Origin of the sequence: Methylobacterium symbioticum, from assembly GCF_902141845.1 — a bacterium.
GTDB lineage: Bacteria > Pseudomonadota > Alphaproteobacteria > Rhizobiales > Beijerinckiaceae > Methylobacterium > Methylobacterium symbioticum.
On sequence record NZ_CABFPH010000027.1, the window covers coordinates 37,996 to 61,506 of the forward strand.

A 23,511-nucleotide genomic window follows, 5' to 3' on the forward strand; every position below is an offset into this window, starting at 1 on the left:
CACAGGGAACCGCGGGCGGCAAGATCGCGCGCCCCCGCCCGCGCATCCACAATCTTGGCGCGATTTGCGGGCAGGAGGCCTCTCGAAACCAGACGGACGCTCCATGTACGGATCCGCGAGCCTTCCAACCTCCGCGCCCAAGCGGGGCCGGATGGATGCCTACCTGCACGTGCTGCACGCGCTGATCCTGCGCGACATGCGGACCCGCTTCGGCGGCTCGCACTGGGGCTACGCGGTCGTCGTGCTGTGGCCGGTGACGCACATCTTCCTGCTGGTGCTGATCTACACCTTTCGCCACGTCCCGGCTCCGATCGGCGAATCCCGCGCGATCTTCTTCGCCAGCGGGGCGGTGCCTGTGCTGTGCTACCAGTACATCTCCCGCGAGGTGATGAAGGCGGTGTCGCAGAACCGACCGCTGACCTACTATCCCCAGGTGAAGCTGGTCGACGTGATCTTCGCTCGGCTCCTGGTCGAGATCGTCACCGGGTTCCTGGGCCTTCTCACCGTCTTCTCGATCCTGATCGCGGCCGGGATCGATCCGCGCCCGGAAGATTCCTTCGTGGCGGTCTGCGGCTATCTCTGCGCGATCATGCTGGGACTGGGCATCGGCACGATCAACGTGGCCATCTGCGCCTTCATCCCGGCCTGGCAGATCGGCTACATCCTGTTCAACATTCTGATGTATCTCTCGAGCGGCGTGATGTTCCTGCCGCACTTTCTGCCGGAGCAGATCTACGCGATCCTGAAATACAACCCGGCCGTCCAAATCGTCGAGTGGGTGCGGCTCGGCTACTATCCGCAGATGGGCGTTCAGGTGGACTACGCCTATACGGTTCTCTTTGCCCTGACGGCCTTCTCAATCGGGATGTTCCTCGAGAAGCACGTCGTCCGCAAGATGACCGGCTGAGGTCTCGGCCTCAGGCGGCGCATCCGGCCTCCGCCCGGCTTCGCCGAGAGCGCTCCCCGTTCAGCGGAGGGCGTTCGGCGGCGCGATCGAACCCGTCTCGACAGCGACGGCCCCTCGCGACCGCCGCTGCCCAGCCCGGCGCGCCGGCCTCACACCATCGCCATGCCGCCGTTCACGTGCAGATTGTGGCCCGTGACATAGGCCGCCTCGTCGGAGGCGAGGTAGACCACGGCGGCGCCGATCTCGGCGCCCGTGCCGAGCCGACCGGCAGGCACACGGCCGAGGATGCCGTCGCGCTGCTTCTCGTTCAGCACGTCGGTCATCGGCGAGGTAATGAAGCCGGGGCTGATGCAGTTCACGGTGACGTTGCGGGACGCCACCTCTGCGGCGAGCGCCTTGGTCAGGCCGACGAGGCCAGCCTTGGCGGCGGCGTAGTTGCCCTGGCCGGGATTGCCGGTGGTGCCGACCACCGAGCCGATATTGACGATGCGGCCCGCGCGGCGGCGCATCATGCCTTTCACCGCGGCGCGCGAGAGACGGAAGGCGGCGGTGAGGTTGACCGAGATCACCTGCTCCCATTCCTCATCCTTCATGCGCAGGAAGAGGTTGTCGCGGGTGATGCCGGCGTTGTTCACCAGGATGTCGAGCCCGCCGAGGGCCGCTTCCGCGGCTGGAACCAGCGCCTCGACCGATTCGGCATCCGCGAGATTCGCCGGGACCACATGGGTGCGTTCGCCGAGCTCGCCCGCCAGCGCTTCCAGCGCCTCGGCGCGGGTGCCGGAGAGAGCGACGGTGGCGCCCTGGGCGTGGAGCGCCCGCGCGATGGCGCCGCCGAGGCCGCCCGTGGCGCCGGTGACGAGAGCCTTGCGGCCGCTGAGATCGAACATGCTGTCGTCCTGTGAAAGGCGTGGGCCGGGATCCCAAAGGGACCATCCCTTTGTCGGGTTCAGAGCGGAGCCCTGGAAGCGAACGTCAGGGCCTTGCCCCGACACCCCGCCAAAGGCCTGAGGCCTTTGGCAACCCGGATTCAGGGCGCGAAGGCGGCGACGTCGTCGGGCGTCCCGACGGCGGAGGCCGTGGCGCCCGGGGCGATGCGCTTGACGAGCCCCGTGAGCACCTTGCCCGAGCCGATCTCGTGGAAGCGGTCGGCACCGGCGTCCGCCATCGCCGCCACGCTCTCGCGCCAGCGCACCGTGCCGGTGACCTGGGCCACGAGGTTGTCGCGGATCGCCGCCGGGTCGGAGACCGGCGCGGCCGTCACGTTGGCGTAGAGCGGAACCGCCGGCGCCCGGAGCGCGACCTCGGCGAGCGCCGCGCGCATGGCCTCGGCGGCAGGGGCCATCAGGCGGCAATGGAAGGGCGCGGAGACGTTGAGCATCACCGCGCGCTTGATGCCGCGCCCCTGCGCGATCGCAACCGCGCGCTCGACCGCAGCCTTGTGGCCGGAGAGCACGACCTGTCCGCCACCATTGTCGTTGGCGACGTCGCAGATCTCCCCATCCGCGGCTTCCTCCGCGATGGCATGCGCCGTCTCGATCTCGGCGCCGATCAGGGCCGCCATGGCGCCCGCGCCGGGGGCGACCGCGCGCTGCATCGCCTCGCCGCGGATGCGCAGCAGCCGCGCCGCATCGGAGATCGTGAGGCTGCCGGCGGCGGCGAGCGCCGCATATTCGCCCAGCGAATGGCCTGCGACGCAGGCCACGTCGCGCGACAGCTCCAGACCGCGCTCGGCTTCCAGCACGCGCAGGGCCGCGAGGCTCGCGGCCATCAGCGCCGGCTGGGCGTTGGCGGTCAACGTCAGCTCCTCGGCCGGCCCCTCGAACATCAGGCTCGACAGGTTCTGCCTCAGCGCCGCATCGACCTCGTCGAAGACCGCGCGGGCCTGGGGGAAGCGCTCGGCGAGCGCCTTGCCCATGCCGACCGCCTGGCTGCCCTGTCCCGGAAAGATGAGTGCGCGCGCCATGGCTCCGCCGTGATTCATCGCGTGTCGGAAAGCGCGGCGCACTCGCATCGCGGGACATCGAAGTCAATCATGCGACGCAAAAACGGAGGGTCCGGCCGCGCACGGGAATTGCCCGGTTGACCACGAATGACCATCGCGGTGTCCCGGAACGGGTCGTGTGCAAGCGGTGGTTGTGGAGACATCCCGCAATGAACCAGCCCGAAGCCGCAGATCCCGTCCCAGTTTCGAACAGCCCCGATCCGACGCCGGAACGTCCTCTTTACGATGTCCTGGTGGTCGGCGCCGGAATCGCCGGGTTGAGCCTTGCCGCCGCGGCGGCGCGCCAGGGGCGCAGCGTCCTGCTCGTCGCCGCGCGGGACACCCATCCGCGCGAGTTCCGGGCGGAAAAGTTCTCCGCCAGCGAGATGGCGATCCTCGACGGGTGCGGCCTCGGCGTGGGCGCCCGCGCCGTGTCGACCCCCCTGCACACGGTCATCGAGGGCCGCTGGGGGCGCCTGATCAAGCGCATGGCCTCGCAGGAATTCGCCTTCCATTATCCGGAACTGGTGGACGCCGCGCGGGCGGCACTGCCCACGGCGGTCACGAGCGTGACCGGGCGCATCTCTGCGGCCGAGACGGGCGCGGAGACGCAGACGCTGACCCTGGCCGACGGGCGCCGCTACACCGGTCGGCTCCTCGTGGTCGCGACCGGCCTCGGCGAGGGATTGCAGCGCGAGCTCGGCTTCGAGCGGCGCCTCGTCAGCCAGGGCAACACCCTCGTCTACGGCTTCAACACAGCCTTCTCCTACGCGCTCCTGGCCGGCGAGCAGCTGATCTGGAGTGCCGAGGCGGGTGGGGACGGCGTCGCCTACCTGACCCTGTTCCCGCTCGGGACACAGATCCGGGCGAACCTGTTCACCTACTGGCCGCGGGGCGGCACCGCCGCCGAGGCCTTCCTGGCCGACCCGGCGGGCACGATGCGCCGGCTGATGCCCGGCCTCGCCCGGACCTACGGCACCGTCGAGCCCGTCGGTGCGATCCAGCAGCGGCCGATCGACCTCGTCGAGATCACTGACCCTGTCCGCGATGGGGTCGTCGTGATCGGCGACGCGTTCTGCACCACCTGTCCCGCCTACGGGACCGGCATCCGCAAGGCCCTGTCGGACGTGACTGTCCTGGCCTCGCTCCTGCCGGCTTGGTTCGCGACGCCGGGGATGGATGCGGCGAAGATCGGCTCGTACTACGCCCATCCCGAGAAGCTCGCCGCCGACCAGCGCTCGGTCGGCGTCAGCCTGCGCCTGCGGCGGATGGCGATGGGCCGCGACCTCGTCTCCCGCTTCCTCAACCTGCGCAGCACGGTCTACCGGCGCGGACAGCAGGCCGTGGTCGATGCCGCGGCCAAGCTGCGCCGGGGCACGCACGGCGCGTCCGCGACGAATCCCTGACCCTGCAGGGAACCGGGTGCCCCGTCCCGACGCGACGGTCGGGGCACCGGGACCGCCCCGAAGGCCGACACGGATCCCGCGGGATCCGGCTTCGTTGCTCCGATCGACCGCTGCTTGGGGTCAGCGTGACGGCGGCCGGGACGCGGGGCGTCCCCTCAACGCGCTGTGCTTGTTGCAGAACCGCATCCGGTGTAAGACGCGCGCACAGCCCGACATCGTTCGTCCCGCACCGTCCTGTTGAGAGGAGCCGCACCGCAATGGCTCGCGTCACCGTCGAAGACTGCATCGAGAAGGTCGAGAACCGCTTCGAGCTGGTCCTGCTCGCCAGCCACCGCGCCCGGCTGATTGCCGCCGGCGCTCCGCTCACCGTCGACCGCGACCGCGACAAGAACCCCGTGGTGGCGCTCCGCGAGATCGGCGACGAGACCATCACCGCGGACGACCTCAAGGAACAGCTCATCCACTCGATGCAGAAATACGTCGAGGTGGACGAGCCGGAGGCCGAGACCGTGCCGCTGCTCTCGAGCTCTCCGGCTGCTGCCGCCGTGGCGCCCCAGTCCTCCTCGGACGACGCCTCCGTCCAGTTCGACCGCATGAGCGAGGAGGACCTGCTGCGCGGCCTCGAGAATCTCGCGCCCCCGGTCGAGACCGAGGACGAGGGCGAGTAAGAGCCCTCCAGCACCTGTGCGATTCGAGGCCCGGCGGCGACGCCGGGCCTTTTTGTTGGCCCCTGCGCCGGAAACAGCCGCGATGCGACCCCGTGCATCTGGCGCGGACGCGTGCGATGCGGGAGACTTGAGGCCGCGGCAACAAGCCGGGCGAGCCGAAGGGCAAGGGTCTGTCTCGCGTTATGATGCGCCAGTACGAACTCGTGGAGCGGGTGAAGCGCTACAACCCGGCCGCGAACGAGGCCCTGCTCAATCGAGCCTACGTCTACGCGATGCGCGCCCACGGCGCGCAGAAGCGGGCCTCCGGCGACCCGTTCTTCGCCCATCCCCTGGAAGTCGCCGCGATCCTCACGGATCTGCGCCTCGACGACGCGACCATCGTCGCGGCCGTCCTGCACGACACGGTGGAGGATACCGAGGCCACGCTCGACGAGATCCGCGAGCTGTTCGGGCCTGAGATCGTCGCCCTCGTCGACGGTCTGACCAAGCTCAAGCGCCTCGATCTCGTCTCGAAGCGGGCGGCCCAGGGCGAGAATTTCCGTAAGCTGCTGCTCGCCGTCGCCGAGGACGTGCGCGTGCTTCTCGTGAAGCTCGCCGACCGGCTGCACAACATGCGCACCCTCGGGCACATGCCGGCCGAGAAGCGTGCCCGCATCGCCCAGGAGACACTCGACATCTACGCGCCGCTCGCCGGCCGGATGGGCATGCAGGAACTGCGCGACGAGCTGGAAGATCTCTCGCTGCGCAACCTCAAGCCCGAGATCTACGCCACCATCACCCAGCGGCTGACGCAGCTCTCGGCGAAGTCCGAGGAGATGGTCGAGAGCATCGAGCGGGACCTCACCGCCAAGCTCGCCGCGCAGGGAATCGCCGCGAGCGTCACCGGCCGGCTGAAGCGTCCGTTCTCGATCTGGTCGAAGATGGAGCGCAAGTCGGTCGCCTTCGAGCAGCTCTCGGATATCTTCGGCTTCCGCGTCGTGGTGGGATCGCTCGCCGAATGCTACGCGGCGCTCGGCGTCGTCCACACGAGCTGGCCGATGGTTCCGGGCCGGTACAAGGACTACATCTCGACCCCGAAGCAGAACGATTACCGCTCGATCCACACCACCGTGATCGGCCCGCGCAGCCAGCGCGTCGAGTTGCAGATCCGGACTGAGACCATGGACGAGATCGCCGAGTACGGCATCGCGGCCCATGCCCACTACAAGGAGGTGTCGGGGCGCGAGGAAGGCGGCATCCACCCGCGGCTCGCCACCGAGAGCGGTGCCTATCAGTGGCTGCGCCGCACGATCGAGCTCCTGGCCGAGGGCGACAGCCCCGAGGAATTCCTGGAGCACACGAAGCTCGAACTGTTCCAGGACCAGGTCTTCTGCTTCACCCCGAAGGGCCGGCTGATCGCCCTGCCGCGAGGCGCCACGCCGATCGATTTCGCCTACGCCGTGCACACCGATGTCGGCAACTCGGCGGTCGGCGCCAAGATCAACGGCCGCATCGTGCCGCTGCTGCACGAGCTGAACAACGGCGACGAGGTCGAGATCGCCCGCTCCGACGGGGCGGCGCCGCCGGCCGCCTGGGAATCCCTCGTCGTCACCGGCAAGGCGCGGGCCGCGATTCGGCGCGCCACGCGCTCGGCCGTGCGGCGGCAATATGCCGGCCTCGGCCGTCAGATTCTCGACCGCGCCTTCGAGCGGGCCGGCAAGAGCTTCTCCGAGGAGAAGCTGCGCGGCGCCCTGCCCCGCCTCGCCCGGTCCTCGGCCGAGGACGTGTTCGCGGCGGTCGGCCGGGGCGAGATGTTCTCCGGCGACGTCGTGCGGGCGGTCTATCCCGACTACAAGGATGAGCGCCGGATCGCCTCACCCTCGCCGCAGGTCCCGATCAACGGCGCGGGGCGGCTGACCCGCTCCAAGGATCAGACCATGCGCCTGACCTTCCCCGAGGGGGGCGAGGGGGCGGCGCAATCGGACGCGATCCCGATCCGAGGGCTTGCCGGCGACCTCCCGGTGAGTTTCGCCCCCAATGGCGGCGCGGTGCCCGGCGACCGCATCGTCGGCATCCTGACACCCGGCGTCGGCGTCACGATCTACCCGATCCAGTCGGCGGCGCTCGCCGCCTTCGACAACGAGCCGGAGCGCTGGATCGACGTGCGCTGGGACATCGAGGGGCAGGCGAGCGAGCGTTTCCCCGCGCGCCTCTCGCTGCAATCGATCAACGAGCCCGGCGTGCTGGCGCAGATCGCCCAGGTCATCGCCGACCACGACGGCAATATCGACAACATCTCGATGAAGCGCCGGACCCAGGACTTCACCGATGTGGGCATCGACCTCTCGGTCTGGGATCTGCAGCACCTCAACGCGATCATCGCGGAATTGCGCGGCAAGCGGGCGGTCAGCAAGGTTGAGCGGGTGAACGGGTGAGCGCGCCGCGCTCCCCCTACCGCGCCCCGCGCCTGAGGTCCCCGTCGATCAGCAGGGCGCTCTTGCCGTCGAGCCGCGTGCGGTAGACCTGCAGGTTCTCCATCACCCGCTGCACGTAGTTGCGCGTCTCGGTGAAGGGGATGCGCTCGACCCAGTCGACCACGTCGACCTCACCCTTGCGCGGGTCGCCATAGGCGTCGATCCACTTCTTCACGTTGCCGCCGCCCGCATTGTAGGCGGCGAAGGCGAGCACGTAGGAGCCGCGCCAATCCTCCATCAGCTCGCCGAGATGGGCTTGGCCGAGGCGGGCATTGTAGGCCGGATCGCTGGTGAGGCGGTCCTGGTCGTAGGCGGCCGCGACGCGCCGGGCTGTGCGCTGGGCGGTGGCCGGCATCATCTGCATCAGGCCGCGGGCGCCGACGCCGGACTGGGCGCGGGGATCGAACTGGCTCTCCTGCCGCGCGATGGCGAAGACCATGGCCCGCTCCACCTGCGGTACCGCCGTGAAGGTCTCGTACTGGGGGATGCCGATGGTCGGGTAGGCATGCGCGTCGAGGGGCAGGCCGCGCTGCACGGCGAGCTTGCCGATGGCGACGAGGGCGCGGGCATCCTTCATCTCGACGGCGAGGTCGCCGAGCGCCTGGATCTCGGCCGGGTCGGTGAGGCGCTGCGCCGTATCGATATAGAGCGGCAGCGCCAGCTCCTTCAGCGATGCGGCGGCGAGCAGCTTCAGGGCGCGGATGCAGAGCCGGTCGTCGAAAGCGGCGCGTGCCGTCCCGTCGAGATCAGCCGGCGCGCGCAGGGCGAGGCTGGTCTGGCCGAGCCGCGTCCGGGCGAGCTGGCCGTAATAGGCGATCGGCTGCTGGGCGGCCTTGGCGTAGAAGTCCTTGGCCGCCTCCTGCTGGCCGAGCGCCTCGGCCGAGCGTCCCTGCCAGTAGGCCGCGCGCGCGATGGAGATCGGCGTCTCTGCGGCTCGGGCCGCCTCCGCGAAATGCCGGGCGGCGGAGGCGGGGTCGTTCGCGAAGCGGAGCGCGATCCAGCCCGCATGGAACTCTGCCTCGATGCGCTTCTCCGGCGTGCGGGCGCCGTGGCCGCTCGCCACCGCATAGGCGGTCCTGGCATCGCCGAGATCGAGCAGCTTGCGCGCCACGATGCGGCGCTCGACCCACCACTCGTCGCCATCCACCAGGACATCGGGGTTGGTCGGGGCCGTGGCGAGCACGGAGGCCGCCTCCACCGCCTTGTCGGCCCGGCGGAAGAACTGGGCCCGCGAGAACAGGTAGGAGGGGTCGCTGCGCAGCGAGGGCGGCACGGCGGCGAGTGCCGCAGCGGCGCCCGAGCTCTTGTCCTCGACCGCGCGGCGAGCCCGCACGAGGCTGGCATAGGAGCCGCCCGCATAGCCGGCGGCGCGGCCGGCCGCCTCCCAATCCTCCTTCAGGAGCGCCCGCTCCATGCGGTAGCGGTGGTCGATTCGGGTGAGCAGGCCGGGAAAGGCGTCGAGGACGCGGGTCTCCAGGCTGCGCCCGAAGGTCTCCCCGCGCCAGAGCTCGCGGACGAGGTCCGCGGCGTCGGCGTCCAGCCCGTCCGCCTTGAAGGCCAGCGCCAGGGCGAACTTGCCCGGCGCGCTCGCCGGCCGCGATCCGCCGAAGAAGGCGCGCACCACGGACGGGCTCTTGCGCTCGGAGAGCAGCGCCTCCTCGGCCCGGCGGCGCAGCATGGCACCCGCCGGCCAATCGGGATTGGCCCGGGCGAAGGCCACGGTGCGCTCGAAGCCGATGCCGGCGCCGGCACGGATCGCGATCCATTCGAGGAGGGCGCGCGCGGCCGGATCCGGGAAGCTGTCGCGCAGGCGGTCGCCGTCGGTGACCTTGCCCTTGCGGTAGAACTCGATCGCCTGGCGCAGCAGGGTCACGTCGGTGGAGCCCGCCTTGGCCGCGGCGGCGAGGTCCGGCACCTCCGGCACGGGCGCGCTCGGCGACAGGCTGGCATCGGGCACCGGGAAAGCGATCGGCGCCTCCGGATCGGCCGAGGCATAGGCGGTGGTCCCGGCCGGCAGGGCCTTGGCCGTGCCGCCCTCCTCCGCCTTCGGGCCGAGCTTCGCCTCGGCGGCGTCGGCGGTCTTCTCGGGCGCCGCGGATTCGGCCGCGGGCGGTTCGGGCGTCGCCTTGTCGTTCGGTATCGTGTCGAGCGAACGCGTCGCGTCCTGGATCAGGCGGCCGGGCGCGGCCTCCGTGCTCGCCGGGGCAGCCGCCGTGCTCTGGCCGGCCGTGTCGGCGCCGCGCAGGGCGGGGGCCGCCGCCAGGGTCGCCCCGCCGGTGAGCGCGAGGCCGAGAAGCGCGATCTGCGCGCGCGCGAGGGACGCCATGGCTGCGATCACTCCGCTTCGGTCAAGCTTGCACGAGGCAGCATGCCACAAGGTCCGGCCAAGCTCGTTAACACCTGCTTAACCGCGGTCCGGACCCGTTTGCGCGCGTGCGGCGGAAGCCCTATGTCTGCCGCCCGGCGCCGCTGCGGCGCGCAACGGGAGGAACGGCGGGGCCGGTCGGGAAAAGAGCGGTGAGCGAGACACTGGCCCCCCTCCGGGGGTCGATGACCGCGCTGGTCACCCCCCTCCCCGAAGGCGCCTTCGACGAGGCGGCCTTCCGCCGCTTCGTGAACTGGCAGATCGAGCAGGGCACGCACGGCCTCGTCCCGACCGGCACCACCGGCGAGAGCCCGACGCTCACCCATGCCGAGCACGACCGGGTGGTCGAGGCCTGCATCGACGAGGCGCGCGGCCGGGTGCCGGTGATCGCGGGCGCGGGCTCGAATTCCACCGCCGAGGCGATCGAGCGGGCCCAGCATGCCGAGCGCGCCGGCGCCGACGCCGTGCTCGTGGTCACGCCCTATTACAACAAGCCGACCCAAGGCGGCCTCTACGCCCACTTCAAGGCCGTCAACGACGCCGTCGGGATCCCGATCATCATCTACAACATCCCGCCCCGCTCCGTGATCGACATGACCGTCGACACAATGAAGCGGCTGTTCGAGCTCAAGAACATCGCCGGCGTGAAGGATGCCACGGCCAAGATCGACCGCGTCAGCGCCCAGCGCCTGGCGATGGGCGAGAGCTTCGTGCAGCTTTCGGGCGAAGATGCGACCGCGATCGGCTTCAACGCCCAGGGCGGCGTCGGCTGCATCTCGGTGGTCTCGAACGTGGCGCCGCGCCTCTGCGCGGACCTGCAGGAGGCGACGCTCGCGGGCGATTACGCCAAGGCCCTGGCCGTGCAGGACCGGCTCTTCCCGCTCCAGACCGGCCTCTTCGCCGAGTCGAATCCCTCCCCGGTCAAGTACGCCCTGTCCCGCCTCGGCCATATGAGCGAGGAGGTCCGCCTGCCGCTGGTGACGGTCTCCGACGAGACCCGCCGCGTCGTGGACGCGGCCCTGCGCCATGCCGGCCTGATCGAGGGCTGAACCCGAAGCGCTGAACCCGCATTGTCCGCCGGAGCGCCCCGCCCTCCGGCGGACATGCCCGAAGGACGAGAATGGCCCCGAAGCCCGACCCGAAGCGGCGCGTGGTGGCGGATAACCGCGCCGCGCGCTTTCACTACGCCATCGAGGATACGCTCGAGGCCGGCATCGCGCTGACCGGCACCGAGGTCAAGTCGCTGCGCAACGGCAAGGCGACGATCGGCGAGGCCTATGCCGGTCCCTCCGGCCACGACCTGATGCTGTTCAACGCCTTCATCCCCGAATATCTCGAGGCGAACCGCTTCAACCACGACACCAAGCGCCCGCGGCGCCTGCTCCTGCACCGACGCCAGATCGACAAGCTGATCGGCGCGACGCAGCGCCAGGGCTACACGGTGATCCCGCTGAAGATCTACTTCAACGAGAGCGGGCGCGCGAAGGTGGAGCTCGGCCTCGGCAAGGGCAAGCAGGCGCACGACAAGCGCGAGGCCGTGAAGGAGCGCGACTGGAAGCGGGATCAGGCCCGCCTGCTGCGCGACCGCGGATAGGGGGCACATCCACCCTCTCCCATCCCAAGTCGGGCCTGCCCGGCTTGGGCAGAGGTGAGCGGAACTCGGGCAAGCCCGAGTTCCGTGTGGGAAAGGGAGATGCGCCGGGGCGCCCGACCCTATTCCTCCTCGGCATCCCCGTTCTGGCGGATGCCGTAGCGGCTCTCCAGGCCGGGATTGGCGCGCGGTCCGCGCTCGGCCGGCGGACGGGACGGACGCTCGCTGGGGTCGCGGCCGATCTTCGGCATCAGATGGGCGAGGTCGAGGAACTCGTCGGCCTGACGGCGCAGGTCGTCCGAGATCATGGCCGGCTGGGTCTGGATGGTGGAGACCACCGTGACGCGCACGCCGCGGCGCTGCATCGCCTCGACCAGCGATCGGAAATCCCCGTCGCCGGAGAACAGCACCATGTGATCGATATGGGCGGCAAGCTCGAGGGCGTCGATCGCCAGCTCGATATCCATGTTGCCCTTGAACCGCCGCCGGCCCATCGAATCCGTGAATTCGCGCGCGGGCTTCGTGACGACCCGGTAGCCGTTGTAGTCGAGCCAGTCGATCAGCGGCCGGATCGAGGAATATTCCTGATCTTCGACCATGGCGGTGTAGTAGAAGGCCCGAAGAAGGTTGTCCCGAGCCTGAAATTCCTTCAGCAGTCGTTTGTAGTCGATATCGAAGCCTAGGGCCTTGGTCGTGGCATACAGGTTCGCGCCGTCGATGAACAGCGCGCTACGCTGATTCCCGCTCATGGAATGTTTCGCTTTCTCTAAAAATTTTATGCTTCAGAATGTCAATGCAGGGAAGCTCAAACGACGCCGTGCGGCAATATCTTTTGTCATGTTCGCAGTCGATTCCGTTCATGAAACGAAATCGATCATATGCTATGCTCGGCGTAACCGTTCGAAGTGCCGTCTTGAAGGATCGACAGCTTGAGCATGGGCTTCCGTTGTCGCCCAAGTCAAGCCGGCACGTTATCTCGATTGCGGACAGCAGATCATGTGTTCGCGAGCCCGAACCTGAGATCGCAGATCGTCACCTTACGTCACGTCAGATCGCGTGCGCCCTGTGGATGGGTCCATCAGGGCTTCGGCATCGCGCGGCTGCCGGGCTTCACCGCGGGAATCGCTGCGAGGTCCGGCGGGAGCGCGTCGGCCGGGTAGGCCGGAATGTCGAGCGTCACGAGTGACACGAAGGGCACACCAATCTCGCCCTTACCCCCCGAGCGGTCGATCAGGCAGGCCGCGCCGACGATCTCGCCCGGCTCCGACCGGATCGCCGCGAGACATTCCCGCGCGGACAGGCCCGTGGTGACGATGTCCTCGACGATGACGGCGCGCTGGCCGGCCGGGATCTGGAAGCCACGCCGCAGGGTGAAGGGACCGCCGGGATCGCGCTCCACGAAGATTGCTCGGGCGCCGAGATGGCGGGCCGTCTCGTAGCCCGGCACGATGCCACCGATGGCCGGAGAGACCACGATGTCGATCTTGCCGAACTTCGCAGCGATCGCGGCGGCGAGCGCCCGGCACAGCCGCTCCGTGCGCGGCGGCTCGGAGAAGATCGCCATCTTCTGCAGGAAGACCGGTGAGCGGAGGCCCGAGCTCAGGATGAAGTGCCCTTCGAGCAGGGCGCCCGCGTCGCGGAACTCGGCAAGGACCTGGTCCGGGCTCATCGGGGCGGAAGTCATCGGCGCGCGGGTCTCCGGGAATTTGGGGGCTTGTGGCAGCGCCCCGGCGCGAGAGCAAGCTGGCTGACGTCACGCCGGCCTGAGAGCCTGTTTGAGGTCGAGCGGTGTTGATCCAGCCTATCCCGTCCTCGACCTCATCCTGAGGTGCCGGAGCGAAGCGGAGGCCTCCCGATTGCGCCGTGATCCCTGGAGTCCTCCTTCGAGGCTCGGCTTTCGCCTCGCACCTCAGGATGAGGCGGATGGGTGGGACGAGCCGGATCTCCGCATGACGACCGGGGCATCTGCGATATCCAACCCCTGCGCCTCGGAATGAGGTCGCGGAAGGGATCGGCCGAGCGGAAGACCGGTCGAGATCGCCCAGAGGGGCTCTCAGGCGCCGGCGGCCGCATTCGCGGCCGTGGCCCGCGCCGCGGGACGCTCTCCGCGCCCTGTCAATCCCTGACCAGCGTGGCGCGCCCGATGGCGAAGACGCGCCCGTCCCCGAGGAGATGGGCGGTGAAGCCCTTCGGGAAGAGCGGATCAAAGGCCTTGTCCCGCACGTTCAGGCCGCCGGCGAAGGCGCCGAACGCCGGCATCACGAGGCGCGCCCCGTCCGAGACGAAGCAGCGGCGGCGCACGGCGCGGCCCCGCATCGCGACCTTGCCGCAGGGATGGAGATGGCCCGCGACCTCGCCGGGCCTAGCGCCAGCCGCCGGCTCGTGCCGGAGCGTCAGCGCACCGAGCGCGAGTTCCGCCGCGTAGCGCCCGCCGACGCCCTCGCCGATCTCCGCGTCGTGGTTGCCGGCAATCCAGACCCAGTCGCGGCCCTCCTGCAGCGCGGCCACCATGGCGCGGTCGCCCGGCTCCATCCGCTCGGGGCCCCGCGCGTCGTGAAAGGAATCGCCCAGGGCGACGACGCAGGCCGGGTCGAGCCGGGCAATGACCTCGTGCAGGTTCGCCAGGGTCTCGCGGGTGTCGTAGGGCGGCAGGAACTGGCCGGAGCGCGCGGCATAGGCCGAGCCCTTCTCCAGGTGCAGGTCCGACACCACGAGGGTGCCATGGGCCGGCAGCCACAGGGCGCCGCTGAGGTCCAGCACCGCGTCCTCGCCGGCCAGCATCAGGCCAGCGGGCTTCACACTCTTCTCAAGTCTCTGGCCGAGCGCCAAGATCGCATCCTCATCCGGGGGATCGGGGCGCATCGGACTCAGCCGAGGGCTTCTTCGAGAAGCTGCGCCTCGGCTTCGGCCAGGATCTCGTCCGCGCCCTCGCCGTAGACCTTCTCGCGGCCGATCTCCAGCATCACGGAGACGGAGAGCGGGGAGACCCGGTCGAGGGCACGGTGGATGATTCGCCCCTGGATGCGCTCTAGCATCACACCGAGGCGCCTCACGTCGAGGAGTCCGGTTGCCGCATCCTGCCGCGCGGCGCGCAGGAGCAGGTGGTCGGGCTGGTGCTTGCGCAGCACGTCGTAGACGAGGTCGGTGGAGATCGTGACTTGGCGGCCGGTCTTCTTCTGGCCCGGATGGCGCCGCTCGATCAGCCCGGCGATCACCGCGCATTGCCGGAAGGTGCGCTTCATCATCGCCGATTCCGCGAGCCAGGATTCCAGATCGTCGCCGAGCATGTCCTGCGCGAAGAGGTCCGCGAGGAAGCCGGGCTCCGCGGCGATCCGGTCGGAGAGGTCCCGCGTCATCCAGATCGCGATGCCGTAATCGTTGGCCGCAAAGCCGAGCGGCCGCAGCCCCGCGCGCTCCAGGCGCCGGGTGAGGAGCATCCCGAGCGTCTGGTGCGCGAGCCGTCCCTCGAACGGGAAGGCGGTGAGATAGTGGCGCTTGGCCCGCGGGAAGGTCTCGACCAGCAGGTCCTTCGGGCCGGGCAGGACCGAGCGGCTGCGCTGCTGCACGAGGTAGTCGGCGACCTGCTTCGGCAGGCGGTCCCAGGCGAAGGGGTCGGCGATGATCTCCCGCACCCGCGCGGCGAGGAAGGTCGAGAGCGGGAACTTGGCGCCCGCATAGGACGGGATCGCCGGATCGGTGCCGGGCCCGGCCCGGGTCGCCATCGCCTCGTCCTCAATCAGCCCCTCGAAGCGCAGCACCTCGCCCGCGAACAGGAAGGTGTCGCCCGGCGTCAGCGTCTCGGCGAAATCCTCCTCGATCTCACCGAGCACGCGCCCGGTCTTCGGCAGCAGCGTGCCGGGCTTGGCGCGCACCGAGCGGGCAAGACGCACCTTCACCTTCGCGGATTCGACGATGGTGCCGATATTCATGCGGTATTGCTGCGCCACCCGGCCGTCCCGCACCCGCCAGAGCCCGTCGGTCCCGCGCAGGATCTTCGCGAAACGCTCGTAGGCGCGTAGCGCATAGCCGCCGGTCGCCACGTAATCGACCACCGCCTCGAAATCCTCCCAGGCGAGGCCCGCATAGGGCGCGGCGGAGACGATCTCCGCGTAGAGGTCGTTTGGATCGAAGGCGTCGGCGCAGGCCATGCCGAGCACGTGCTGGGCGAGCACGTCGAGGGCACCGGTCCGGGCGTCCGGCGTGTCCTGCGCGGCCTCCTCGACGGCGTCGAGGGCGGCGCGGCATTCCAGCATCTCGAAGCGGTTGGCCGGCACCAGATAGGCCTTCGAGGGCTCGTCCATGCGGTGGTTCGCCCGGCCGATCCGCTGCATGATCCGGCTCGCTCCCTTCGGCGCGCCGATATTGACGACGAGATCCACGTCGCCCCAGTCGATGCCGAGATCGAGGGTCGCGGTGCAGACGATGGCCCTGAGCTGCCCCGCCGCCATCGCCGCTTCGACCCTCCGGCGCTGCTGCGCGTCGAGCGAGCCGTGGTGGAGCGCGATCGGCAGCAGGTCGTCGTTGAGGTTCCAGAGTTCCTGGAAGGTGTACTCGGCCTGGAGCCGGGTGTTGACGAAGACCAGCACCGTGCGGTGCTCGCGGATCAGCGTGTAGATCGCCGGCATGGCGGAATGCGCCGTGTGGCCCGCGAGCGGCAGGGTCCGCGCGGATTCCAGCATGCGCAGGTCCGGCCGCGCGCCGCCTGTAACGACGACGAGGTCGGCCATGGCTGGCACACGCCCTCCCCCCTCTGCGGGGGCGGGAAGCCCGGCTTCAGGTCGTGCGCAGGACTCGCGACAGGCCCCGTCTCCCGTTCGGGAGAGGGCTGGGGTGAGGGTTGAGGATGTTCCGGACGAGTCGCGACGATGAGGCGGCCTCGGCTCCGCTTGATCGGGAGAGGTCTCGACCCTCACCCTGTCCCTCTCCGGAACGGGAGAGGGGACCCGCGCTTCCGCATCGAGGCCTGCCCTGATGCGAGGACTGGAGCCCTGCGGCACCAGATACTTCCGCAATTCGTCCGGCTCACGGACCGTGGCCGAGAGGCCGATCGCGGTCAGCCCCGGGCTGAGGCGGTGCAGCCGCGCGAGCCCCAGGGACAGGAGGTCTCCGCGCTTCGAGGTCACCAGCGCGTGCAGCTCGTCGAGGATCACGCAGGACAGGTTCGCGAGCAGGTCGGCCGCCTCGCGATGAGCGATGAGGAGCCCGAGCTGCTCGGGTGTCGTCAGCAGGATGTCGGGCGGCCGCGCGATCTGACGGGTGCGCTTGTGGGCGGGGGTGTCGCCGGTCCGCGTCTCGATGCGCACGGGCAGCCCCATCTCGGCGACCGGCGCCTCGAGGTTGCGGGCGATGTCGACGGCGAGCGCCTTCAGCGGGGAGATGTAGAGGGTGTGCAGGCCGCGCCGTGCGGAGGGCTTGGTCCGCGACAGGGCGACGAGGCTCGGCAGGAAGCCGGCGAGCGTCTTGCCGGCACCCGTGGGCGCCACCAGCAGCGCCGAGCGGCCGGCGCCGGCGATGCGGAGCAGGTCGAGCTGGTGCGGACGGGGCGCCCAGCCGCGGCCCGCGAACCAGGCCGCGAAGGCCGGCGGCAGCAGGTCGTCGCCGGGACGGTCCCCGCTCAGGCGAGCGCCATCAGGAAGCGGTCGATCAGCTCCAGCGCCCGCTCGGTGAGCGCGCCGGGATAGCGCACGAAGATGTGGCAGCCCCCCGGATAGATCGCCGTATGGCCGCCATTGCCCGCCGCCGCCCAGCGGGACGACATGTAGAGCGTGTCGTCGAGGAGCGGGTCGGCGGTGCCCACCGTGAACAGGGCCGGCGGCAGACCTTTCAGCTCGGCATAGATCGGCGACACGTCGGGCCGCCGCCGGTCGATCCCCTCGCGCACGTAGCCGTCGGCGAAGCGGGTCAGATCCTCGGTGTTCACCACGAGGCGTTCGGTGCCCCAGTTGCGCACCGAGGGCGTCAGGCCGAGATCGAAGAAGCCGGCATTGAGGTTGGCGCCGCGGAAGGCGCGCGGCAGGTTGTGCCGGTCGCGCAGGCGCAGCAGCACCATCACCGCGAGATGGGCGCCGACGGATTCACCGCCGATGGTCAGGGCCGAGATGCCGAACTCCGCCTTGCCGGGCCCGGCGAGCCAGAGCGCGGCGGCCTCGCAATCGAGCAGCGCGGCCGGATAGGGGTGCTCGGGCGCCAGCCGGTAATCGACCGAGAGACAGATGAAGCCGCAGGAATCGGCGATGCGCTCGAGCCAGGGGTCCTGCTCGTCGGCCCCGCCCCAGATCCAGCCGCCGCGGTGGAGGTGAAGATAGGCGCCGCGCAGGCGCACGCCGGGCCGCGGGCGGATCACCCGCAGCGGCAGCGCGCCGCCCGGGCCGTCGATCAGCATGGTCTCGGCCCGGGTGCTGCGCGGCATGGCTGGCGAGGCCTTGGTGCCGGCCTTCCGGCGCTCGCGCACCTCGGCGATCGGCAGCGTCCAGGGGTCGGGCAAGGCGGCGTGCGCGGCGACGATCTCGGCGTTGAGCCGCAGGGTTTCCGGATCGATCGTCGCCGGGTCGAACAGGGCGTGGTCGATCATCGTGGACCTGGTTCCGTCGGTTCGGCCGCCCGGTCTGCTCCGGCGGCCCGCGTCTGTCGCGCGTGGTGTCTGCGGATCGCGATGCGGATATCTTGGCGGCTCGGGCGTCCATTGCCATCTGTCTGCCGTCCGCGAAACCGCCCAACGCCCGAGGCGCACGGGAGTTTCGCCGGAGGTGTGACGCGGACGTCACGCTTCCGCCGGGTTCCGCGGCTTGTAACGGCGGTCCGGCCCCGCGCCGGTTGGTCGGGCCGGAGGCGGTCCCGGCCGGCTTGCGCGGCGTCTGATGCAGGCGACATCCGCCATCCCGACGGGATCGCGCGGAGGTCGGATGAGAGCGAGAGCGGTCACGTGGAACACGGCAAGCATCGTCCGGGCGGCCCCTACGACGCCTATCCCCAGCCGCCCGCACGCGACGGCGGCCTGCGGCGCTTCCTCGGAGGCTCGCCGGCCTCCGTCTTCCTGCGCCTGCTGTTCCTCTCGGTCCTGGTCGGCGCCTTCATGGCGATGCTCGGGCTGACGCCCGGGCAACTCTTCTGGCACGCCTACGATTCGGCCCGTGCGCTGATCGAGATGGGCCTCGCCACCTTCCACGATTTCGGCGGCTGGATCCTGGCCGGCGCGGTGGTGGTGGTGCCGCTCTGGTTCGTCTCGCGGCTCTTCGCGGCGTCGCGTTAGAACCCTCTTAAGCCGAAATAGAGGCCGGTTCGGCGAAAGAGAGCGCGTTAAAACAATGCCTTGGAGCCGTTCCCGATTGCACCGCGATCGGGAACGGCCCTAGCGCCCGAGGGACGCGGTCTCCTCGAGGACGACCGTGCGGGCGCAGGCGCTGAAGGCCGAGACGAGGCGGCTCTGCGCGGCGAGCGGCGGGAAGACCAGGGCAAAGGAGACGGGCAGGGCCGGCGCGAAGGGCCGAATGGCGATCGGCGAGATCTTGGCCTCCTCATGGGCCGCGAGCGGGTTCATCAGGCTCACGCCGAGTCCCGCCGCGACCAGGGCGCAGGTCGCGGCGCCGAGCCCCGCCTCGGCCGTGACCTCGCGCCGGATGCCGGAGGCGGCGAAGATCTCGTCGATCCGCACCCGCAGCGGGTTGCCGACCGGCGCATCCACGAAGGGCTCGCCCTCGAAATCCTCCGGCCGCAGCACCGCCCGTCCGGCGAGGCGGTGCCCCGGCGGCAGCACGGCCACGCAATCCAGGCTGAGGACGGGCTCGACCCGCACGCTCGACGCGGTCCCATAGAGCATGGTCAGGCCGGCATCGCAGAAGCCCGAGGCGATCCACTTGTAGACCGTGCCCTCGTCCCCGGCATGGATCGAGACCATGACGCCCGGATGCGTCGCCTTGAAGCGGGCGACCGAGCGGGCGAGCAGGCCGCCGGCGAGCCGCGGCATCGCGGCGACGCTGAGCCGGCCGGCGCCGAACAGGCGGATGTCGGCCGCCGCCGATTCCAGCCCGGCGAGCCCGGCGAAGGCGGCCTCGACCTCGTGATAGAAGCGCGCGCCGTCCTGGGTCGGCACCAGGCGGCTGCCGCTGCGGTCGAACAGCGGGAACTGGGTGATCGCCTCCAGCTGCGCGATGAGCCGGCTGACCTGGGGCTGCGAGGTGTGCAGCCGCCGCGACGCCTCGGTCATCGAGCCCGTCAGCATCACCGCGCGGAACGCTTCCACATGGCGGAATCCCATGCGCCGCTGAGCCATATCAGATCCGTATACGCGAATGCCCGATTGGAATTAGCAGCCGGCACAGCTTTCGGCCATCATCCTTCGCGGCACCAACAAGATCTCTATTCACCACCTGCGGAGACGCGGTTCGGGTCGAGACGTGCCGATTTGGGGGCTCTCACATGCGCATGAAGTCAGTCTTCCTCGTTCTTCTGTCCGCATTCTGCTCGACATCCACCCTGTCCGCCCGGGCCGAAGGCACGAGCCGCCTCGACCGGATCCGCGAGACGGCCACGATCCAGCTCGGCTTTCCCGACGCCTCGCCGCCCTTCGCCTTCCTCGACGGCACCGGCAAGCCGGTCGGCTACAGCCTCGAGATCTGCGAGCACGTGGCTCAGAAGATCAAGGCGGCCCTCAAGCTGCCGAAGCTCGACGTGCGCTACACCCCCGTCCAGTCGGCGACCCGCATCCCGCTGATCAACAACGGCACCATCGACCTCGAATGCGGCACCGCGACGAACCTCGCGGAGCGCCACAAGCTCGTCGCCTTCGCCCCCACCACCTTCGTGGCGCAGATCGTGCTGGTGGCGCGCAAGGACACGGATGTCGACGTGAACGACATCGCCTCCTTCCGCGGCAAGGCGATCTCCGCGCAGGCCGGCGGGCAGACCCAGCGCTTCCTGACCAAGGTCAGCGCCCGCGACGGCCTCGACATCAAGGTGATGGCCGGCAAGGACACGGCCGAGACCTTCCTGCTGATGGCGAGCGGGCGGGCTCAGGGCAGCATCAACGACGACGCCCTGGCCTACACCACCGTCGCCAACGCCGCCGACCGCGAGAGCTACAAGATCGGCACCAAGGGCCTCGAATTCGCGCCCTACGGCATCCTGCAGCCCAAGGACGACCCTGCCTTCAAGGCCGCGGTGGACGGCGCCGTCATCGAGCTGATGAAGGACGGCACGGTCGCTGGCCTCTACACGAAGTATTTCGAGAGCCCGCTCCCGCCGCGGCAGGTCAATCTCAAGCTGCCGATGAGCGCAGCCCTCAAGCGCGCGCTGGCCAATCCCACCGACTCGGGCGACCCGGCGGCCTACGAGTGAGGCGGGTCGAGCAGGAAGCCGACGGGATGACCGCGATGCAGCCCCCCGACCGTTCGCCCGCGCCGCCACCCGGCGCGGTGGACCTCCGCAGCGACACCCTGACCCGGCCGACCGAGGCCATGTACGAGCGGATGCGCGCCGCGCCCGTCGGCGACGACGGCCTCGACGGGGACCCGACCGCGCGCGAGCTCGAAGCCGTCGCGGCCGAGGCGCTCGGCAAGGAGGCCGGCCTGTTCGTGCCGAGCTGCACGATGGCGAACCTCATCGCCACGCTGTGCCATGCGCCGCGCAACCAGCAGGTGGTGCTGGAGGCGCGCGCCCACATGTACACCGCCGAGCGCGGGGCGACGACCTTCACGGGCACCTTCGCCGTCGGGATTCCCGGCGAGGCCGGCGCGATGGATCTCGGCCTGCTCGAAGAGGCTCTGCGCCCCGCAGGGTCCGGGCTCGCGACCGGCCTGATCGGCCTGGAGACCAGCCACAACAACGCTGGCGGCACGGTGCTGCCGCTCGCCCACATGAAAGCGGTCCAGACGCTCGCGCGCGAGGCCGGGATCCCGGTCCATCTCGATGGCGCCCGCCTGTACAACGCGGCGGTCCATCTGGGCGTCGCCCCGGCCGAGATCGCCCAGTACACGGATACCGTGGCGCTCTGCCTGTCGAAGGGCCTCAGCGCGCCTGTCGGCGCCGTCCTGGCCGGCAGCCGGGACGTGGTCTCGCAGGGGCGCCGCCTGCGCCGGATGCTCGGCGGCGCGCAGCGTCAGGTCGGCGTCGTCGCCGCGGCGGGGCTCGAGGCTGTGCAGACGATGGGGCCGCGCCTCGTCGAGGATCACAAACGGGCCCGCCTGCTCGGCGCCGGCCTCAACGCGTTGCATCCGGATCTCTCGGCGTCCCGGCCGCAGACCAACATCGTGCAGGTCGATCTGCGGCGGACCGGACAGGACGCGGCGCAGTGGGTCTCCGCCCTGGCGGCGCGCGGCGTGCTGGTGCGGCCCCTCGGGCGCGACCACCTCCGGCTCGTCACCCATCGCCATATCGACGACGCGGATATCGAGGCCGCCATCGAGGGCTTCCGCCTCTGCCTGGCGCAGCCGGCGGCCGGCCGCGCCTGACCGCAGCCGGGCGCCCGCCTCTGGGCGCCCGGCCTGGGGCGGGCGGCTTCTCGAAGCGGCCCATGCTCCACCGCCGCACGAGCCTTGCGGCGAACCGGATTTCCCCGGCGCCCGTCTTGATCTAGGCCGGAACCGTCCCGCTCGCGTTCCGCCCGCCATGCACGCACCCCTTCCCGTCTCCGGCCGGCGCGTCCTCGCCCTCGCCCTGCCGATGACGCTCGCCAACGTCACGACGCCGATGCTCGGCTTCGTCGGCGCGACCGTGATCGGGCGCCTGGGCGATGCCGCCGCGCTCGGGGCGATCGCGCTCGGTGCCGTGATCTTCGACGCGATCTTCTGGTCCTTCGGCGCGTTGCGCATGGCCACAGCCGGGCTGACCGCGCAGGCGGTCGGCGCGCGCGACGCGGCCGAGATCGACCGCACCCTGGCCCGCGCGCTCGCCGCGGGCGCGCTGGCCGGCCTCGCCCTCATCGTGCTGCAGCTTCCGATCGCGGCCGCCGCCTTCGCGATCAGCGGCGCGAGCCCGGCGGTGGTCGAGGGCCTGTCGACCTATTTCCACATCCGCATCCTCTCGGCGCCGTTCGTGCTCGCGAACTACGCGGTGCTGGGCTCCGTGCTCGGACGCGGCCGGACCGATCTCGGCCTGCTGTTGCAGGTGGCCATCAACTGCGTGAACGTCGCGCTCACCCTCGCCTTCGTGGTGGGATTGGAGCGCGGCATCGGCGGGGCGGCGCTGGCGACCGTCTGCGCCGAGGGAGCGGGCCTCCTCCTCGGCCTCGTGCTGCTCCGCCGGCTCGGCGCGCATCCCTTCCGGGTACCGCTGGCGGAGATCCGTGATGCCGCGGCGCTGAGGCGCACCTTCGCGGTCAACGTCGACATCGTCATCCGCACCCTGGCCCTGGTCGCGGGTATCGTGCTGTTCTCCGCGCTCGGGGCACGCCAGGGCGATGCCGTGCTCGCCGCCAACGCCGTGCTCTGGAACCTCTTCCTGATCGGGGGCTTCTTCCTCGACGGTTTCGCCACGGCCGCGGAGGCGCTCTGCGGGCAGGCGCTCGGGGCCCGCGACGAGGCGGATTTCCGCCGCGCCTCCAGGCTCAGCCTGCGCTGGTGCCTCGGTTTCGGGGTCGGCGTCAGCCTGATCGCGCTCGGCGGCGGCCACGCCTTCATCGATTTCGTGAGCACGAACGAGGCCGTGCGCGCGGTGGCCTACCAGTATCTGCCGCTCGCGGCGCTCGCCCCCTTCGTGGCGGCGACGCCCTTCGCCTATGACGGCATCTATATCGGCGCCACCTGGACGCGGGCCATGCGGAACCTGATGCTCGCCGCCCTGGCCGCCTATTGTGCCACGCTGCTCGCCGTGCAGGCGCTCGACCTCGGCAATACCGGCCTCTGGCTCGCCTTCCTCAGCTTCCTCGGCGCCCGCGGCCTCGGCCAGGCTCTGGCCTATCCGGGTTTGGCGCGCCGGGAATTCGCGGCGGCGTAGGACGGCTCTCAGCGCGGATCCGTCCAGCGGCGGCCGGTGGAGCCGGTGCTGGTGGGGGCGGCCGGCTCTGCCGAGACGCTCGGGGTGAGCGCGCCGCGCTGGCTGACCGGCGCAGCCGGTGCCGTGCGCTGGACGACCCGGCGCACCGGCAGGGCGCTGCGGCGGTAGCGCGCCCGGCGGTAGCGGCGCGGGCGCTCGCTCGTCGCGCCGAC

At 70.5% G+C, this 23,511-nt stretch carries 20 protein-coding genes; 10 read left to right on the forward strand and 10 right to left on the reverse strand.

All coding sequences use genetic code 11. The annotated features are described in order from the left end of the window. Window positions 1-151 precede the first annotated feature (151 nt). Window positions 152-907 carry an ABC transporter permease gene (locus MET9862_RS11490; RefSeq protein ID WP_244612679.1) on the forward strand — a complete coding sequence of 252 codons (756 nt, stop codon included), beginning with the start codon at window positions 152-154 and terminating at the stop codon, window positions 905-907. 149 nt (window positions 908-1,056) lie between these two features. Here the strand turns inward: MET9862_RS11490 and fabG are convergent, their stop codons facing one another. Together fabG and fabD are read right to left on the reverse strand one after the other, a co-directional pair. Further along, window positions 1,057-1,794, reverse strand: a complete 738-nt coding sequence (gene fabG / locus MET9862_RS11495) for a 3-oxoacyl-[acyl-carrier-protein] reductase (RefSeq protein ID WP_142583091.1) — start codon at window positions 1,792-1,794, stop codon at window positions 1,057-1,059. A gap of 140 nt (window positions 1,795-1,934) precedes the next feature. Continuing rightward, the gene (gene fabD / locus MET9862_RS11500; protein WP_142583092.1) at window positions 1,935-2,870 is read right to left on the reverse strand and encodes an ACP S-malonyltransferase; all 936 of its coding nucleotides are present in this window, start codon (window positions 2,868-2,870) and stop codon (window positions 1,935-1,937) included. Window positions 2,871-3,058: 188 nt separating this feature from the next. Between fabD and MET9862_RS11505 the strand changes: the two genes are divergently transcribed. The 3 genes from MET9862_RS11505 (at window position 3,059) to MET9862_RS11515 (ending at window position 7,376) form a co-directional block, all read left to right on the forward strand. Continuing rightward, on the forward strand, window positions 3,059-4,294 hold the full coding sequence (locus tag MET9862_RS11505) for an FAD-dependent oxidoreductase (RefSeq protein WP_142583093.1): 1,236 nt from the start codon (window positions 3,059-3,061) through the stop codon (window positions 4,292-4,294). Window positions 4,295-4,551: 257 nt separating this feature from the next. Continuing rightward, complete coding sequence (rpoZ, locus tag MET9862_RS11510) at window positions 4,552-4,962, forward strand: DNA-directed RNA polymerase subunit omega (RefSeq protein ID WP_142583094.1); 411 nt, start codon at window positions 4,552-4,554, stop codon at window positions 4,960-4,962. 182 nt (window positions 4,963-5,144) lie between these two features. Next, a complete protein-coding gene (locus tag MET9862_RS11515; RefSeq protein ID WP_142583095.1) occupies window positions 5,145-7,376 on the forward strand; it encodes a RelA/SpoT family protein in 2,232 nt (743 codons plus the stop codon). Window positions 7,377-7,392: 16 nt separating this feature from the next. Here the strand turns inward: MET9862_RS11515 and MET9862_RS11520 are convergent, their stop codons facing one another. After that, window positions 7,393-9,741 (reverse strand): transglycosylase SLT domain-containing protein, encoded by a 2,349-nt coding sequence (locus tag MET9862_RS11520; RefSeq protein ID WP_142583096.1) that lies wholly within the window; start codon window positions 9,739-9,741, stop codon window positions 7,393-7,395. A 224-nt stretch (window positions 9,742-9,965) separates the two neighbouring features. On the opposite strand from MET9862_RS11520, the gene dapA reads away from it, so the two are divergent. Then, window positions 9,966-10,829, forward strand: coding sequence for a 4-hydroxy-tetrahydrodipicolinate synthase (gene dapA / locus MET9862_RS11525; RefSeq protein WP_142583110.1), 864 nt, complete (start codon window positions 9,966-9,968; stop codon window positions 10,827-10,829). Window positions 10,830-10,900: 71 nt separating this feature from the next. Next, window positions 10,901-11,374 carry an SsrA-binding protein SmpB gene (smpB, locus tag MET9862_RS11530; RefSeq protein WP_142583097.1) on the forward strand — a complete coding sequence of 158 codons (474 nt, stop codon included), beginning with the start codon at window positions 10,901-10,903 and terminating at the stop codon, window positions 11,372-11,374. A 119-nt stretch (window positions 11,375-11,493) separates the two neighbouring features. Here the strand turns inward: smpB and MET9862_RS11535 are convergent, their stop codons facing one another. The 5 genes from MET9862_RS11535 to MET9862_RS11555 all read right to left on the reverse strand — a co-directional run bounded on the left by MET9862_RS11535 (window position 11,494) and on the right by MET9862_RS11555 (window position 17,942). Further along, on the reverse strand, window positions 11,494-12,120 hold the full coding sequence (locus MET9862_RS11535) for a LabA-like NYN domain-containing protein (RefSeq protein ID WP_142583098.1): 627 nt from the start codon (window positions 12,118-12,120) through the stop codon (window positions 11,494-11,496). 329 nt (window positions 12,121-12,449) lie between these two features. Continuing rightward, window positions 12,450-13,040 (reverse strand): orotate phosphoribosyltransferase, encoded by a 591-nt coding sequence (pyrE, locus tag MET9862_RS11540; RefSeq protein ID WP_142583111.1) that lies wholly within the window; start codon window positions 13,038-13,040, stop codon window positions 12,450-12,452. A gap of 446 nt (window positions 13,041-13,486) precedes the next feature. After that, window positions 13,487-14,200, reverse strand: coding sequence for a ligase-associated DNA damage response endonuclease PdeM (gene pdeM / locus MET9862_RS11545; protein ID WP_142583099.1), 714 nt, complete (start codon window positions 14,198-14,200; stop codon window positions 13,487-13,489). A gap of 38 nt (window positions 14,201-14,238) precedes the next feature. Next, window positions 14,239-16,989 (reverse strand): ligase-associated DNA damage response DEXH box helicase, encoded by a 2,751-nt coding sequence (locus tag MET9862_RS11550; protein WP_142583100.1) that lies wholly within the window; start codon window positions 16,987-16,989, stop codon window positions 14,239-14,241. Then, window positions 16,986-17,942 (reverse strand): alpha/beta hydrolase, encoded by a 957-nt coding sequence (locus MET9862_RS11555; RefSeq protein WP_142583101.1) that lies wholly within the window; start codon window positions 17,940-17,942, stop codon window positions 16,986-16,988. Before MET9862_RS11555 ends, MET9862_RS11550 begins: the two co-directional genes overlap by 4 nt. A 351-nt stretch (window positions 17,943-18,293) precedes the next feature. Between MET9862_RS11555 and MET9862_RS11560 the strand changes: the two genes are divergently transcribed. After that, a complete protein-coding gene (locus MET9862_RS11560) occupies window positions 18,294-18,620 on the forward strand; it encodes a DUF6460 domain-containing protein (protein ID WP_142583102.1) in 327 nt (108 codons plus the stop codon). Between the two features lie 99 nt (window positions 18,621-18,719). Here MET9862_RS11560 and MET9862_RS11565 read toward each other — a convergent pair whose 3' ends face one another. Further along, window positions 18,720-19,640, reverse strand: a complete 921-nt coding sequence (locus MET9862_RS11565; RefSeq protein WP_142583103.1) for a LysR substrate-binding domain-containing protein — start codon at window positions 19,638-19,640, stop codon at window positions 18,720-18,722. 146 nt (window positions 19,641-19,786) lie between these two features. Between MET9862_RS11565 and MET9862_RS11570 the strand changes: the two genes are divergently transcribed. The 3 genes from MET9862_RS11570 (at window position 19,787) to MET9862_RS11580 (ending at window position 23,299) form a co-directional block, all read left to right on the forward strand. Continuing rightward, entirely contained in the window at window positions 19,787-20,704 is a 918-nt protein-coding gene (locus tag MET9862_RS11570; RefSeq protein ID WP_244612680.1) for an amino acid ABC transporter substrate-binding protein, read from the forward strand. A gap of 26 nt (window positions 20,705-20,730) precedes the next feature. Further along, complete coding sequence (locus tag MET9862_RS11575) at window positions 20,731-21,816, forward strand: threonine aldolase family protein (protein ID WP_244612681.1); 1,086 nt, start codon at window positions 20,731-20,733, stop codon at window positions 21,814-21,816. A 157-nt stretch (window positions 21,817-21,973) separates the two neighbouring features. Further along, a complete protein-coding gene (locus MET9862_RS11580) occupies window positions 21,974-23,299 on the forward strand; it encodes an MATE family efflux transporter (RefSeq protein ID WP_142583105.1) in 1,326 nt (441 codons plus the stop codon). Window positions 23,300-23,307: 8 nt separating this feature from the next. Here the strand turns inward: MET9862_RS11580 and MET9862_RS29320 are convergent. Then, window positions 23,308-23,511, reverse strand: a 204-nt coding sequence (locus MET9862_RS29320) for a hypothetical protein (protein WP_185156831.1), incomplete at its 5' end; no start/stop codon positions are given.